Raw genomic sequence first — 15,722 nt, forward strand, 5'->3', positions numbered from 1 at the left:
GGATTAGACGAAGTTGCAATGAGCCGCTGGCCTCATCCAACCCTGACACGTAGGGTACTGGTCGCACTGATTGCAAATTGCCATATGTCTCCGTAGGCAAGATTGAGAAGCTGGTTGAAGAGGAATGGCAGCATGTCCGGTTCAGTCAACCCGAGATTGAACGGTTACGTCGAGAGATTATCTCCTGCTTTGACAGCCAGCAAGACGAGGCTGACACACTCGTCGCCGACCAGCGACGCCGCCTGATTCGTCTCGAACGACAGAAGCAAAAGCTGATTGATGCATACATGGCCGATGCGCTGCCGGTAGAGGATCTCAAGCTACGCCAGGCGAAACTGAGTGTCGAGCTGACCGACGCCGCTCGCCTGATCCAGAGCGCACAGCAGCAAACCACCGACCTACTCGGCCATGTTGAGGTAGTGCTCGGACTACTGGGCAATGCCCGCACACTTTACGCAAAACACGCCACCGACATAGACCGTCAAAACCTGAATGAAGCCATGTTCAAGGAGTTGCGGATTGATGCTGATGACGATCTTGAGGCCAACACCAGCCACCCAAAAATCCAGCAGGCACCGAAGAGCGATGTCGTGGCCGGTGTTCTCTTGGCCGGAAGCGGCCACACGGGGCGCACACCGGCCCGAAGTAGCGTCGGGGCGGCCGTTGGGGCATCCGAGCCGAAAAGCTGGGCGACAGCGGCCGACAAAGGCGGAGACAGCAAAACCCCCGGCAAGCTTTCGCTTACCGGGGGTTCCAACGTGACTAACTTGGCGGTGACGGTGGGATTTGAAACCTTTTCAGCCCCAATGAGGGCATGAAAAATCCCTAGAATTCAAGGATTTTGGTTACTTCAAATCACCCGTTCTTACATCGGATGTGCCCAAAATGTGCCCAAAAAGTGCCCAGGGCCGACTTGCGAACTTTCTGCGGGCTAGCCGCTACCTGAAAGGGTCGGGCTCTGGTTCCATCCACCATTCGCCGTTCTTATGGTTCCGTGCCCGTAGCCATTCCACGAGGGCCCTGATGTCGTCCTCGTGCAGCATGATTCGCCGCTTGCTGAGTCGAGTGTGAATGCCGGAGATCCGGCAGTAGTTGCGAAGCTCTGACCCGGTCATGCCCAAGCAGGAACAATGGGTTCGTTGGCATGCGCCCGATGCTATCCGCCATCTGAGGAAAACAGCCCCCACACGAGTGAAAATGGCCCTATGCCGAGAGTGGGCTTGGCAGCTGGGGGCCGGGGTCTTTTGTCGGCATCGCCGACGAATGAATCCGTTCAATGGCTCAAGGGCATCTTCGCCATCCGACAGAAGGAGCTCGCGGCAGCCCGATTCGTTTCGGACATGAACACTGCCATCCAAAAAGGAATCGTTATGGACCTTCCGAACTTCATGGCACTCAACGTCCTAACAGCACTGAACTTTAAACACCAAGGATTCCGCCATGAAAAAGAAGTCCGCTGCGTCAGCCTCTCGGCTAGCGTAAATTTCCTAGTGATGCCCACTGATAGTGCCAAGACAATCGTGCCGTGGAAAGGATCTCCGGTCAGCGCTAAAACGGCACATCAGCCCCTGCCAATAAAGGAAATCCTGATTGGGCCGAGGGCCACGGCCCCGACAATCGAAGCCATCTCCCAATGCCTTTCTGACGCCGGACTCAAGGACCTCGTGGCACAAAGCGACCTTCCGTTCCGCTGAACTCCGTGCGAGGCGCCGCCAACGAGCGTCCGGCTCCGGAGATGTTGGGGTATATCAGCTCGGTGTACTGGAATTTTGGCAGGATCGCTGGCGGATAGTGTCCGCTTAGAGGAATGGACGCGCTACTGTCGACTGCTGGAATTCCCCCTTAAATAGCCCGAGGAAATGAACTTTTCAATTTCACTTTCGTGTCCACTGTTTTGAGCTAGTGGACGGACATTACGACAAACAGTCGAGATGGGTGCCCTATTGGAGCGGGGAATTGCAGCCTACAGGTTCAAAAAGTCTTGTGGCGCGAGTATGGACTACTCGCTGCACTGGGCTTACTACACGACCGTCACTCTATTGACACTCGGATAACACAAACCTATTTACATGCACCTGTTTTGAATGTAAGAATTTGCGCACCCACAGAAGCTCGACTACCTTCACTCGCGGTCGATGCTTCCACTCGCGCTAGTTATTGGGGGGGCACATGCGCGCCTTTAATGCGCCTTTTGGCTCAATTGGATTTTCAGTTTTCAGCAGGATTGTTGCCGGCTTTGCAGCAGCGGTCGTGGTCGCCGGGATACTCGGTGTTTCCCCGGTACCGGCGAATGCCGCTGCTGCGCCACAAACTGCTGAACCAACAGTAGTCACGGCACCAACAGGCGCGGTTCCGTTGGATCTCGTGAAAGGCGATGCGTGCAGTCCAAACTCCTTAGACGGGGAGGCAGTGGCGAGCCTCCAGTGCATTGCCGGAACCGCGAGGGTGACCCGCAGCCTCAATCTCAATCCGGAGTGTTACAAGGGCTTCAACGCCGGGTTGCTTTATGCCAATGGCGTGTACCAACTTCACCAGTGTGGTTCCACAGGCAAAGGAGCGGAAGCCATTGCCCAGGCCCGATATATCTACGGGCGCAGCATGGCCTCCCAGAGTGTCCACTTCTATCCCGGTATTAGTCCGGGGATCCAATGGGAAATGAGCCTGCCAGATGGGCGCGTCACACGCAGAAGTGACATCGTCGAGTACGACCCGAACCCCAATCCGACATCCAAGCTGGTTGACATTCTCGAAGCGAAAGGCGCCTGGTACGGCACCTCATCGGATGCGCAAACCCAGGTGAATAACTACGTCCGCTTGTTCAATGGGTCCCAGCAGGACACGTCCTATGCGGCGCAGCTCTCTTCAAGAACACACCCCTACACGGACGCCTTCAAGATCCACATTGGGAATTGTTTCGATGGCAGCGAGCAATATGTGGAATACGCCGTATCGAAACCCGCAGATGGCGTGCTGATGGTGACACCCGGGAGAGCCCGGGAAGACTGCAACCAACCGGCGCGAGTCCTTGACGTCCAATGGTTGGATCAGGACTTCGACACCTGGCCCAAGACCTATCCGCTGGTGCTCCCACTGATCGGGACGGTAGGAGGCGGCTCCCAACCGGAGCCGCTGTGGCTCCGTACGTTGCCGCTGCGCAGGTTCGCGGACCTCGTCGAATCGGTACTGCGCAATGCATCCTGCATGTGGCTCTGCATTGGCTCCGACGGTGTGAGAACGCCTGATGGCCCCCTTGATCTCCCCAACCAGTTGATGCTGATGGATTGGCTCAAATCCCAGGGCGTTCAAACCGCGTTCGGCGACCCGCACCTGGTCAACCTCGACGGAACCGCTTTCGACGTCCAGTCGGTTGGCGAATTCGACCTCGTCCAGTCGGCGCAGGACGACGTACCGTACGACTTCCGGGTACAGGCCCGCTTCAAGGGGCTCTCCGGCGGCAAGGTATCAACAACGGACGCAGTTGCCTTTGTCCTCAACGGCAAGAAAGTCATCCTCTCCAGAACAGGGCTTACAGTCGAAGGCACCCATCTGGACATTCCCGACGGGTCGTACGTCTACTTCGGAGCAGGCTCGGCAGTGTTCCGAAACGGCAACGCATACGCCGCTGTCTGGCCGGGCCAGACAGACCGCCCGGTACTCACCTTCGAATCTTCAAATGTCCGCATCCACGTACCATCTGCCATCTCGACCCGGGGACTCTTGGGGAACAACAACGGGGTCAAAGGCGACGATTTCGTCACCCGAGGCGGATGGAACCTCGGAGCGAACCCGGGCGCAGCGGCCCTGCACGGGTCCTTCGCAGACTCGTGGCGCATCACCGATGCAACCTCACTCTTCAGTTACGGCACGGGACAATCAACCGCAACGTTCACCGACACGAGCTACCCCCAGAACATTGTCAAAGTCTCCGACTACAGCTCTGACGTCATCACAGCGGCCCAGAACTCCTGCCACCAGGCCAACGTCGACGAAGGTCCTGCCCTCAGCGGCTGCATCAGCGACGTGATCCTCAGTGGCGACGCACCGACCTACACGGCCCTTGCGGCCCAGGTCAAAGCGCCCGCCAGTTCACTCGTTGGATCAAAAACGTTCGACTCCAACGGGCACCTCGGCGAAGACTTCGAAAGCGCTGTCGCCCCGAATTTTGATCCCTACAGGCTTTCAACCGATTCCGCGACGTCGACCATCGCGGGCCCGCTTTCCGGCGACAGGCCCTATGCCTTCTCTGTCACAGATATGCCCGCGCACAACTCCCTCACCGTTGCCTTTGATCTACTCACTCTCGGAACCTGGGACGGAGTGAACTCTTCGCTGGCCCTGAACATCGACGGCTCAAGTGTGTGGTCAAGCAGCCTCTCCTCGGTGACCAACGCGACTCCGGCTGGCACAGGGCAGCTCGCCTCCGGAGACCAATTCAAGAAATACCGGGTCAGCGTCAACCTGCCCCACTTGACGCCCACCCTCAAAGCCTCGCTCACGGCAAGCGGCATCGCGCTAACGGCGAGCAGAGCAATCGGTATAGACAACATCGACATCACCGAACAACTGATCCCGCCCCAGACCTTCGCGCTCCCTCTTGACGGCAGTGCAATCAGCGACGGCGTCCCCGGGGCCGGTGCGGGGAACCTGGAAACGAAGGCCTCCAAGGACGCCTACACATTCACTGTTCCTGACGGAGGCAGGACGTTGTTCCTGGATTTCCGCTCGTGTGTGAGCAACAACGGGAATCAGTTCTTGAACGGGCTGATGTGGCAAGTCGTCAATGCATCGAGCGGTACGAAAGTCGCCGGGGGTTACTGCAGCAGCGGCAACACGACTGTGGACCTTCCGCCGGGAGATTACCGGCTCGAGCTGACGACAGATCCCACGCGAGACTCCTGGGGAACGTATAGCCTGTCGGCGTTCTTCGTCCCCGACCCTCAGACCTTCACCCTGCCGCTCGACGGGAGCGCCGTAAGCAACAGCGTCCCGGGCTCCGGCGCGGGGAACCTGGAAACTAAGGGGTCCAAGGACTTCTACACCTTCACGGTACCTGCCGGGGGCAAGACCCTGTTCCTGGATCTCAACCGGGATTGCGTCAACCACCCCGACAACATCTTCGCCAACGGGCTCACCTGGCAGGTCACCTCGATCGCCAGCGGAGCGAAGGTCGCCGGGGACTACTGCGCCTCGGGGAACAAGACGATGGCCTTGGCGGCCGGCGACTACCGGCTCGAGATGGGCACCGATATCACCCGCAAGTCCTACGGAACGTACAGTCTGTCGGCGTTCTTCGTCCCCGACCCTCAGACCTTCACCCTGCCGCTCGACGGGAGCGCCGTAAGCAATGGGGTTCCCGGGTCCGGTGCGGGGAACCTGGAAACGAAGGGGTCCAAGGACTTCTACACCTTCACGGTACCTGCCGGGGGCAAGACCCTGTTCCTGGATCTCAACCGGGATTGCGTGAGCCACCCCGACAACATCTTCGCGAACGGTCTTACCTGGCAGGTCACCTCGATCGCCAGCGGGGCAAAGGTCGCGGGGGACTACTGCGGCAGCGGGAACAAGACCGTCACCCTTCCAGCTGGTGATTACCGGCTGGAAATGGGCACCGACATCACCCGTAACTCCTACGGCACGTACAGTCTGGCGGCGTTCTTCGTCCCCGACCCCCAGACCTTCACCCTGCCCCTTGACGGGAGCGCCGTAAGCAACGGGGTTCCCGGGTCCGGTGCGGGGAACCTGGAGACCAAGAACTCAACTGACATCTACACGCTCAGCGTCCCGGACGGCGGCAAGACCCTGTTCCTTGATTTCCGGTCGTGCCTGAGCAACCCCGCCAATCCATACGCGAACGGACTTACCTGGCAGGTTGTGTCCAGCTCCACCGGAGTCAAAATGGGCGGTGACTACTGCGCCTCGGGGAACAAGACCGTTGGCCTTCCGCCAGGTGATTACCGCCTTGAGATGGGTACCGACGTTAGCCGTAACTCCTACGGCACGTACAGTCTGGCGGCGTTCTTCGTCCCCGACCAGCAGACCTACACCCTGCCGCTTGACGGCAGCGCCGTGAGTGACGGCGTCCCGGGAACCGGTGCGGGGAACCTGGAAACCCTGGGATCCAAGGACCTCTACACCTTCACCGTCCCGGACGGCGGAAAGACCCTGTTCCTGGACTTCCGTTCGTGCCTGAACCACCCCGCGAACCAGTACGCGAACGGGCTCACCTGGCAGGTCACCTCGGTCGCGAGCGGGGCGAAAGTCGCCGGGGACTACTGCGCCTCGGGGAACAAGACCGCGGCTCTCCCGACTGGTGACTACCGGCTCGAAATGGGATCGGACATCACCCGGAATTCCTACGGCACATATAGTCTGGCGGCGTTCTTTGTCCCCGACGCGCAGACCTTCACTCTGCCGCTTGACGGCAGCACAGTCAGCAACGGCGTGCCCGGGGCTGGTGCAGGGAACCTGGAAACGAAGGGATCCAAGGACCTCTACACCTTCACCGTTCCTGAAGGGGGGAGATCGCTGTTCCTGGACTTCCGCTCGTGCGTTAGCAACAACGCGAACCAGTACGCGAACGGGCTCACCTGGCAGGTCACCTCCGTGGCGAGCGGAACAAAGGTCGCCGGGGACTACTGCGCCTCAGGGAACAAGACTGTGGCACTGGCGGCCGGTGATTACCGCCTGGAAATGGGCACCGACATCACCCGTAACTCCTACGGCACGTACAGTCTGGCGGCGTTCTTCGTCCCCGACGCGCAGACCTACCCTCTGCCGCTCGACGGCAGCATCATCAGCAACGGCGTCCCCGGGGCCGGTGCCGGGAACCTGGAAACCCTGGGATCCAAGGACCTCTACACCTTCACCGTCCCGGACGGCGGAAAGACCCTGTTTCTGGACTTCCATTCGTGCCTGAACCACCCCGCCAACACCTACGCGAACGGGCTCACCTGGCAAGTAACCTCCGTGGCGAGCGGGGCAAAGGTCGCCGGGGACTACTGCGCCTACGGGAACAAGACCGTTACCCTTCCGGCCGGAGATTACCGGCTCGAAATGGGATCGGACATCACCCGCAATTCCTATGGCACGTACAGTCTGGCGGCGTTCTTCGTCCCCGACCCCCAGACCTTCGCGCTCCCTCTTGACGGCAGCGCAATCAGCGACGGCGTGCCCGGGGCCGGCGCAGGGAACCTGGAAACGAAGGTATCCAAGGACCTCTACACCTTCACCGTTCCTGAAGGGGGGAGATCGCTGTTCCTGGATTTCCGCTCGTGCGTTAGCAACAACGAGAACGGCTACGCGAACGGGCTCACCTGGCAGGTAACCTCCGTGGCGAGCGGGGCAAAGGTCGCCGGGGACTACTGCAGCTACGGGAATAAGACGGTTGCACTGCCCGCCGGTGATTACCGGCTTGAGATGGGCACGGACGTTAGCCGCAATTCCTATGGCACGTACAGTCTGGCGGCGTTCTTCGTCCCGGATCCGCAGACCTTCACCCTGGCGCTTGACGGCAGCACAATCAGTGACGGGGTTCCCGCCGCGGGAGCGGGGAACCTGGAAACGAAAGGGTCCAAGGACTTCTACACCTTCACCGTTCCCTCCGGCGGCAAGACCCTTTACCTGGACTTCAACAGGGATTGCGTAAACCACCCCGCCAACATCTTCGCGAACGGTCTCACCTGGCAAGTAACCTCCGTGGCGAGCGGGGCGAAGATCGCGGGGGACTACTGCGGAAGCGGGAACAAGACCGTGGCCCTTCCGGCCGGTGATTACCGGCTCGAGATGGGCACCGACATCGCCCGCAACTCCTACGGCACGTACAGTCTGTCGGCGTTCTTCGTACCCGACCCGCAGACCTTCACTCTGCCGCTCGACGGCAGCGCCGTGAGCGACGGCGTCCCGGGAACCGGTGCGGGGAACCTGGAAACCAAGGCCTCCAAGGACTACTACACCTTCACCGTCCCGGCCGGCGGCAAGACCCTGTACCTGGACTTCAACCGGGATTGCGTGAGCCACCCCGACAACATCTTCGCGAACGGTCTCACCTGGCAGGTCACCTCGATCGCCAGCGGGGCGAAGATCGCGGGGGACTACTGCGGAAGCGGGAACAAGACCGTCACCCTTCCGGCCGGTGATTACCGGCTCGAAATGGGCACCGACATAACCCGCAAGTCCTACGGCACGTACAGTCTGTCGGCGTTCTTCGTACCCGACCCGCAGACCTTCACCCTGCCGCTGGACGGCAGCACGGTGAGCGGTGGGGTTCCCGCCGCGGGTGCCGGGAACCTGGAAACGAAAGGATCCAAGGACTTTTACACCTTCACCGTCCCCACCGGGGGCAAAACCCTTAGTATCAGTTGGGTGACGTGTCTGAGCAACCCCGCAAATCCGTACGCGAACGGGCTCACCTGGCAGGTGACTTCCGTGGCCAGTGGGGCGAAAGTCGCCGGGGACTACTGCGCCTCGGGGAATAAGACCACGGCTCTCCCGGCTGGTGATTACCGGCTCGAGATGGCCAGCGACATAACCCGCAACTCCTACGGTACGTACAGCTTCAGCGGGGCACTCAATGGGTGAACATGCCGGCATCACCGTCGACGAGGACAAGATCCGCAGGGTCAACACGGCCGCGTTATTCACCCAGGGATTCCTCTGCGCCCCGAATGAAGGAGCGAACCCACCCTCAGCTGACGACATCGACAACGCCATTGCCGGCATCAGAATGCCCGGGCACCCCGACCAGCGGTTTCACGCGGTCGAGTTGAACAAGGGAACAGCAATCTACTTCCACCCCGTCCTGGCTCCACGGCATGCCGTGGAGATTGCGCAGATGATCGCCGACGCGATCGCGCCCCTCGGCTTCGCCGGCACCATCACCGCATGCGCCGACCGCCCCGGCCCCAGACCCCGCACGAATCGGTACGCCTATTGCGCCGCGATCTGCTCCGTCGACGCGGCTCTGGACAACAACGAGACGCCCCTCGCCTTCCGGTCTGTGAAGAAGAACCTGGACCGGTGGGCTGTGGACAGCCCAGCGTTCAAGGAAATCGTGGACCGGATCACCGGCTGGGCCGCGGCCAACGCGACCGGCCCGATCCTCGCCGGCATCCATTTCACAATGACCCAATGCGAACCACACCAGGTCGCCGGACTGCTGACGCGCTTGTGCGAAGACATCGGATGGGCCGACCTGCTGTTCCCCACAGCCAACGGAGACTGGTACGTGAAGTTCACCGGCGAGGGATGGATCCTCGCCGGCACCGAGATCAAGAACGGCAAGGACGATGCCGGGGAAGGTGTCATGAGGCTCCTCGCGGATTTGGCGCCGCTCTATGACTACGCCCAGATGACCCGCGTCCTCTTCGGGCTTGTCACCGCCGGGAGCATGATGACCCAAGTTGCGCGCCCCGGACGCCCGGACATCCCCAACCCCCGCGACCTCGATTTGAGCGCCGACCACGGATTCGTGAGGAGCTCCCTTCCCGGGATCTTCGCCGTGCAGGTCCTCGGACCAGGCCACCCGGACCTGCAGCCGTCGGACCGCTGGCGCGTCACTCCCCTCGACGCAGGCCGAAAAATGGTCGCCGTCGACAACCTCAGCGACTGGTGGGCAGACCCAAATCAAACTCCTCCAGAAGATCTGTACCTTCGACGGGAAGCCAACAAAGCTCTCCTGTCCAAATGGACTCCTCGAATGGCCTAGTGGGGCTACTGCCAGCCTGAGCTCCTCGTACCGTGGATGAGGCAGCGTGCGTTGGCATGGATGCCTTCGTTGTCGTCCTCGAACATTCCGCCACAGTCTGTGCACTCGAAACGGAATCCATTCGGGCTGGCCCGGTATCGGGGGTTGTTCGTGATCTCATGCATGCGAGCCGCTCTTGCGGCCTTGGCTGCTTGGCGTTCTGCTATTTCCTGGCCGTTGGTGGTTTCGGATATCCAGAACGGCGTGCGTTTTGGTCCGATGAACAGGTAGTCACCCTCGGAAACGTTGGAAGGTTGGACGGCAGTTGGCGGCTTTGTCGGGGTTTTCGGCGGTTGGGCCGGCTGGCGCCGGTGCAGCACTTCGCCTGCCTCGGGGTTGGTTGCACCGCCTTCGGCAATGACGGACCACTTGGCAGGGGGGAGCGCGGTTATCCAGCGGCCTTTGATGACGTCTTCGCAGATAGGGCAGGCAAATGCGCTGCGGTTGCCAGGGCCTTGAAGCCGGTATATGCCTGCCCGGGCCAACCCGCGTCCAGCTGCGGACAGCCAGCTGTCTACGTGTGCCCGGACGTTTTCAAAGTTCTCAGCCCTTGGCATCCAGTTCCCGGACTTCTGTCCGGTCGGTTCGGTGAGCAGCCAGATCAGCACCGGGTGACCGGACTTCATGCAGCGAACGTCACTGGCCCAAATGCGCCGGCTTGAGAGGACAGGTGGCACGTCGGTGATTCCTGGTGCGGCGGCAGCGTCGACAAACCTCGCCGTCACTTCAGCAGCAACCGCGGCGGCATTCTCCGCGGCAATGCGTTTCGCCTCCTCAGCCTGCTCGATCCTCTCCAGATGTTCTGCCGCAGCTTTGGCCCGGATCTCCGCCCGTCGCGCGATCTCCTCCAGTTGGTGCTGCGGGGTTCCGTACGACCACCGAAAGGACGGATGCAGAACCGCATCCACCGCGCGCCCGACATGGCCCGATTTACCTAATACCGGCTGGTACTGAGCCCGATCCATGAGCTTCGCCGGGGCCTCGGGCAGGTCGCTGGTTTTGCCGAAGCCCGTGACGATCATCAGCAGTTTCACCCGGAACTCGTCGTGGTCGTAGGGGACCACCCACACCGGGCCGACGCCATCATGCACGTAACGCTGGGACCGGTAGACATACTCGTCCTCGCTCTGCGGCGACAGCTGGACCTCGAATGCGAGCCGCCTGCCGGTTGTGTGAATGGCCATGACATCAGCGATCCAAGCCCGTTGCGGATGCGCGTGCTCAACCTCCGCACGCCAGCCAGGCACGGCGTTGATTCTGTCCTGCAGCGCCCGCTTCATCGCCAAGTGCTGATCCGACTCAGACTTGTGCTCGACGGAGCATTCGACGCCGGGATAATGCTTGAAGAACTGCCGGCCCCTGCGCGTGACCCGGCTCGCCCGCAGCCCGCACTCCAGCAGCACCAGGTCCATGTAGAGAGGGTGATTGACCAGCGCCCGCCACGGATCGTGGGCCATCTGTGTCGCGTCGACCCGATCACCGTTCAGGTACGCCACCAACTGCACCAAGCATCCCCCATCCCCGGCTGCACAGCCGTGGCCGTCAATCTACCGTTCGACCCCCGCCGCCGCTATCAACAAACACCTGGAGAACTTCGGTCAGCCTGATCTGCGCCTCAAGCAGGACCGCAGTGATCTTGGTGACCTAGTCCTTGTCATAGTGCGGAATACCTAGTCATGCCAAACATGTGTGCGGCGACCGGGAAAACGCGCCACGTTAGATCCAGCCGCATCGTCGCCAAAGACTCAGGTGCGTGAGGCCCGGTCGATCCCGTCCAGGCGCGCCCTTTCCGCTTGGGCACGATCACCGGCTCGAACGAGCCATCCCGATCCCGGGGCACCTCAATCTCGACCGGGCCGATCTCGGTCAGCACGGCCTTGGACCTGGTGCCGTTACGCATGTTCGCCGCGATCGGCCTCTGGCCATGCTCGTGCCCGAGGTGCTCGGTCAGTTCCGCTTCCAGCGCGGTCTCCAGCACGTTCCTCGTGAGCTGGTTCAGCAGCCCGCCCGGGCCCACCAGGCTCACGCCCTGCTCCTCGGCCTGCGCGAGCAACCGCTACGCAAGCTCCTACTGATCGATGATCTCTCCCGTCACAGGATCGATCATCACCCCTTCCATCTCGGTCGTGGACTCTGACACGACCGTCTCCTTTCGGATCAGGCCGGACACCACACACCGTCATTCAGACGGTCCCACTCTACTTTCTGAGCGGTCGGCATCTTCGGCCAGCGATGGGAAGTGCGACTTCTAACTTTAGATCCGCAGCCCAATGTCCCGTGTCGAAGAGGACGGCTCGTAGGAGTGCACTGTTGGCGTGGCGGGGCTGGTGCGGGTCTGGGCAACAGGGGAGAGCTTCGTCTGGAGCCGTTGGCGTTGGCTTTGCCTGTCAGGTTCCTCCCAGGCCACAGGGGTTCCGAGCGGGGTGGTGTTGTCGTTGATGGCCCAGCGGTCCCGGTAGATGAGGATTTCCTGCAGCGTTCGCCGTCGCCGGTCCGGGTCCGGGATGTTCTGGAGTTGCGAGGCGAGGTCCTGCACCCATGGTTCCTGGCTGGCGGGGTTGCGTGCTGCCACGAGTTTGGCGCGGTTGCGGATGCGCTGTTCGACCTGGGTAACGAGGTTGCTCAGGTCGGGACGGTTGCCGGGGTACCGGACGAGCCCTTCGGGTGCTTCGTGGAGGTTTGCGGCGGTGCGTAGCCGGTTGTGGATGATGGCGGTCAGGTCGCGGACTTCGCCGCGGGGCGTCATTGCGTTGAGCACTTCGTGCTCGGCAAGGTTCCGGTCATGTGCTGCCAGCCGCTTCCAGGCGGCGACGGCGGGCCCCCAGGCCGGGGAGCGCTGCAGATCCTCGGTCGAACCTGGGGAGTTGGTGGTGAGGAAATCCGCGAGGTCCTCGTCGGCGGCGAGTTGGGTGAGGTAGTCGTGCTCGGCGGCGAGCTGGTGGAGGGTATCTGTGCTGTCCTGGAGTTCCTGCCGGGTTTCGTGTGCGGTGTGTTCGGCGCCTTCGGCGGCCAGGACCTGGCCGAGGATCTCCGGCCAGCCAGGCAGACCTGTCGGATCAATCCGTTCGTCCGCGTCAGTGTCGGGTTCGACGATGTAGGCGGTGTTCGTGGTCCGGCCACGGGTCATGCCGACGTAGAACAGTTCGCGGGTGAGCCTGCCTTCGGTGACGACGATGTGCCCGGTGTCCACGGTGATTCCCTGCGAGCGGTGCGCTGTGGTCGCGTACCCCAATTCCGTAAACCCCGAGAGGTAGTTCCGGTCAAGGTTGATGGTGGCGCCGGTGTCTTTTCTGACGCAGGGAACGGTGCCGGCTTGGCCGGGCTGTGCAGTGATGGTCAGCAGGGTGCCGTTGCGGATAAACCCGCCCAGGCTATCCCTGATCCTTCGGTCATTGCGCCGGGCCAGGATCACATCCCCACAACCGGCCGTGAGGCCGTCGGCCAAGGGCACGGTGTGCCGGGTGTCAACGGCTCCCGTGGCGGCCCGGTCGTGCTGGGCGCGCCGGTTGAGGACGGTCACGGTGTCATTGTCCGCGGCGATGAGGATGGAGGCCAGCCCTGCCTTCTCGTCCGCGGCCCATCCCGCGTACGCAGCCTCGATCATCCGGTCGTCGTTTCCGGCCTGGATCCGGCCGTGTCGCTGGTACTCCAGGACCCCGTCCCAGTTCCCGGCCCGCAGGTGGAGCGAGGCAGCGCCTTCCCAGGCGTGGGTGAAGCGGTGCAGGGAGGTCAGCCGCACTGCCCGGCCGGTGCGGTCGAGCCAGCCGAGCATCCCGCCGGCGTCGATGGAGTCCAGCTGGGCAGGGTCGCCCACCAATACCAGTTTCGCCCCGGCCGCGGCCGCCATTCCGGTGAGGGCGGCGAGCTGGTAGGTGGGGACCATGGACGCTTCGTCAATGATGACGAGCTGGCCCGGGCGGAGCTGCCAGCGGGACTGTTCGGCGGTGACGGCGGCGAGGACCTGTGCCGCCTGCTGCCGCCACCGCTTCTGAGTCGGACCGGTAGCCAGGGGGTGTTCCAGGGCGTGTTCGGCGAGGAGGTAGCGTCGGGCGCGGTTGGCTGCTCCGGGGCCGTTGGATTCGTAGAGCCATTTCGTCACGTTCTCCGCTCCGAGTCCCAACGCGTCGCCGAGGACGTCGGCGGACACGGCGGCCGGGGCGAGGGCGACCACGCTGCCGGGGCCGTGGACCTGTTGCCAGGCGTCGCTGACGGCTTTCATGGTGGCGGTCTTCCCTGCCCCGGCCGGGCCGGTGAGCGCGTCCAGACGACGCCGGCTGCTCAGGACCTGGATGGCGGCGTCCTGCTGGTCCGCGAACAGAACGGGCCCCGCACTTCCGGGCGTGGCGGTGACGGCGTCGACGGCGTCCCAGGGCTCCAGCCCGGGCGCGTCGGTGGCGTTGCTGGCGGCCATGATGGCTCCCTCATCGGCAAGGATACGGGCGTTGGTGAACACCGTCCCGGTGACCGGGTCGAAAACCGTGTGCCCGTCGGCGGCGAGATCGGCCCGGGCGTCGTCAGGGGCGGTGTACCGGTGCTCGTTGAGCGGGACGGAGAACGTCTGGGCATCGTCGGCAAGGGCCTCGATCATCGCTGTGCGTTCGGCGGGGCTGGCCATCCGGATGCCGGCGCAGACGCGTTCGGCCTCGGCGAGCAGATTCCACCGGTTCCAGGTGGCGCGTTTTTGGGCGACCAGGTCCATCACCAGCTGCCCGGTGACCTTCCGCCATTCCGGGGACAGGTCCGCACCCGTGAGGGGCCGGGTGCGGGACTGGTGGACAGTGCCGGTAATCAAGCGTTCCGGCCCGTAGCCAAGGCCTTCGGCCCGGCGGCGCCAGGACGTAAGCCGTTCCGCCAGCGATACGGGTTGGGCGTCCTTAGCCGTCCGGGTCGACAGGGTGGCCTGCTGCCGCAGCTTCAGGACAGTGGCGTCGGAGGGATTGGTCCCGTGTTCGAGATTCCAGAGCCGGACCAGCCGGTCCTTCTCCAGCTCGATGATCCGTGCCCGGGCGGAGAACTCCGTGATCAGCCCGGCATCGACCCCGGACAGCTCGCGGCTGGGGTTGCGGTCGACCGAGACCGGTGCCCGCAGCTCGGTCTCGGTTCCCAGGCTGCGCCGCAGCTCGTCGAAGAGCAGGCCGTTGTAGTGCTCACTGGCCGCGACCGCCGCCTTGTACAGGGTCCGGGAATCGAGAGTAGCCCACGCCCCATCGCTCGTCCGTTGGACGCGGTTGGCGATGACCAGGTGGGTGTGCAGTTGCGGATCACCGGCCCGGGATTCCCAATGATCAAACGCGGCGCCGATGGCTCCGCGGACCGGGACGTGGGCCACGCCGTTGCGGCCCGTCCGGGTTCCGATGGCCCGGCACTCGAGCCAGACCAAGGTGTCCTGCACGGCACGGTGATGCGCAGCCAACACCTGATCCCGGACGTCTTGCGGGCTGAGCGCCCACAAGACCGAGACCGACTTCGGAACGCTGAACGTCAAGTCGAACCCGGCAACGGGGCAACGCGTGGATGTTCCGGGTTTCCGGTCCGGCCCTGCTGGGGCGGTGGCCCGCTGCCCGTGCCGGCGGCCCAGCGGCTCACGTGTGATCGGATGCAGTGCTCCTTCGAAGACTGCCTTCGCTGAATCATCCGTCAGGACGGTGCCGGGGGCCAGGCCGATGCCGTCCATGCCGCTGCCCAGCCAGGTCCCGGGCGGGTTACCGGAAGTCGTGTAGTAGTCAGTCAGATTGCGCACGGTCACATCGCCATGGGCTGTGGTCTTCAACAGGTACTTCACCCCGGCATCCGCAGACAGCCGGGCAATGGACATCGTCACCGCAACGCCCCATGAACACCCACGGAATGCGGGCAGGCACCGCACCCCAGGTCCAGGCTGATGCTGTTTCGCCGTTGCTTCACGCCCCTTCATCGTCCGCAACGGGATCAGGCACATGACTACCGGCGGCCTGTCACCTTTCCGTCGATAATCCCCGCT

General features: G+C 62.8%; 6 protein-coding genes and 1 pseudogene. 4 read left to right on the forward strand and 3 right to left on the reverse strand.

Features of this window, described 5'->3' with window-relative positions:
* Positions 1 to 77 precede the first annotated feature (77 nt).
* The 4 genes from AC4CS3_RS22750 (at position 78) to AC4CS3_RS22765 (ending at position 9,703) form a co-directional block, all read left to right on the forward strand.
* Positions 78 to 818 (forward strand): hypothetical protein, encoded by a 741-nt coding sequence (locus tag AC4CS3_RS22750; RefSeq protein ID WP_490785358.1) that lies wholly within the window; start codon positions 78 to 80, stop codon positions 816 to 818.
* A gap of 522 nt (positions 819 to 1,340) precedes the next feature.
* Positions 1,341 to 1,694, forward strand: coding sequence for a hypothetical protein (locus tag AC4CS3_RS22755; protein WP_269995549.1), 354 nt, complete (start codon positions 1,341 to 1,343; stop codon positions 1,692 to 1,694).
* A 715-nt stretch (positions 1,695 to 2,409) separates the two neighbouring features.
* On the forward strand, positions 2,410 to 8,577 hold the full coding sequence (locus AC4CS3_RS22760) for a VWD domain-containing protein (protein WP_490785359.1): 6,168 nt from the start codon (positions 2,410 to 2,412) through the stop codon (positions 8,575 to 8,577).
* Positions 8,570 to 9,703, forward strand: a complete 1,134-nt coding sequence (locus AC4CS3_RS22765) for a hypothetical protein (protein ID WP_490785360.1) — start codon at positions 8,570 to 8,572, stop codon at positions 9,701 to 9,703. Before AC4CS3_RS22760 ends, AC4CS3_RS22765 begins: the two co-directional genes overlap by 8 nt.
* 5 nt (positions 9,704 to 9,708) lie before the next feature.
* Here AC4CS3_RS22765 and AC4CS3_RS22770 read toward each other — a convergent pair whose 3' ends face one another.
* The 3 genes and pseudogenes from AC4CS3_RS22770 to mobF form a co-directional block, all read right to left on the reverse strand.
* Entirely contained in the window at positions 9,709 to 11,247 is a 1,539-nt protein-coding gene (locus tag AC4CS3_RS22770) for a competence protein CoiA (RefSeq protein WP_490785361.1), read from the reverse strand.
* Positions 11,248 to 11,522: 275 nt separating this feature from the next.
* A pseudogene (locus AC4CS3_RS22775) lies at positions 11,523 to 11,795 on the reverse strand (transposase); the annotation flags it as partial.
* 201 nt (positions 11,796 to 11,996) lie between these two features.
* On the reverse strand, positions 11,997 to 15,557 hold the full coding sequence (gene mobF / locus AC4CS3_RS22780) for a MobF family relaxase (protein ID WP_490785364.1): 3,561 nt from the start codon (positions 15,555 to 15,557) through the stop codon (positions 11,997 to 11,999).
* Positions 15,558 to 15,722: the final 165 nt, after the last annotated feature.

The organism is Arthrobacter sp. SE2, from assembly GCF_058244265.1.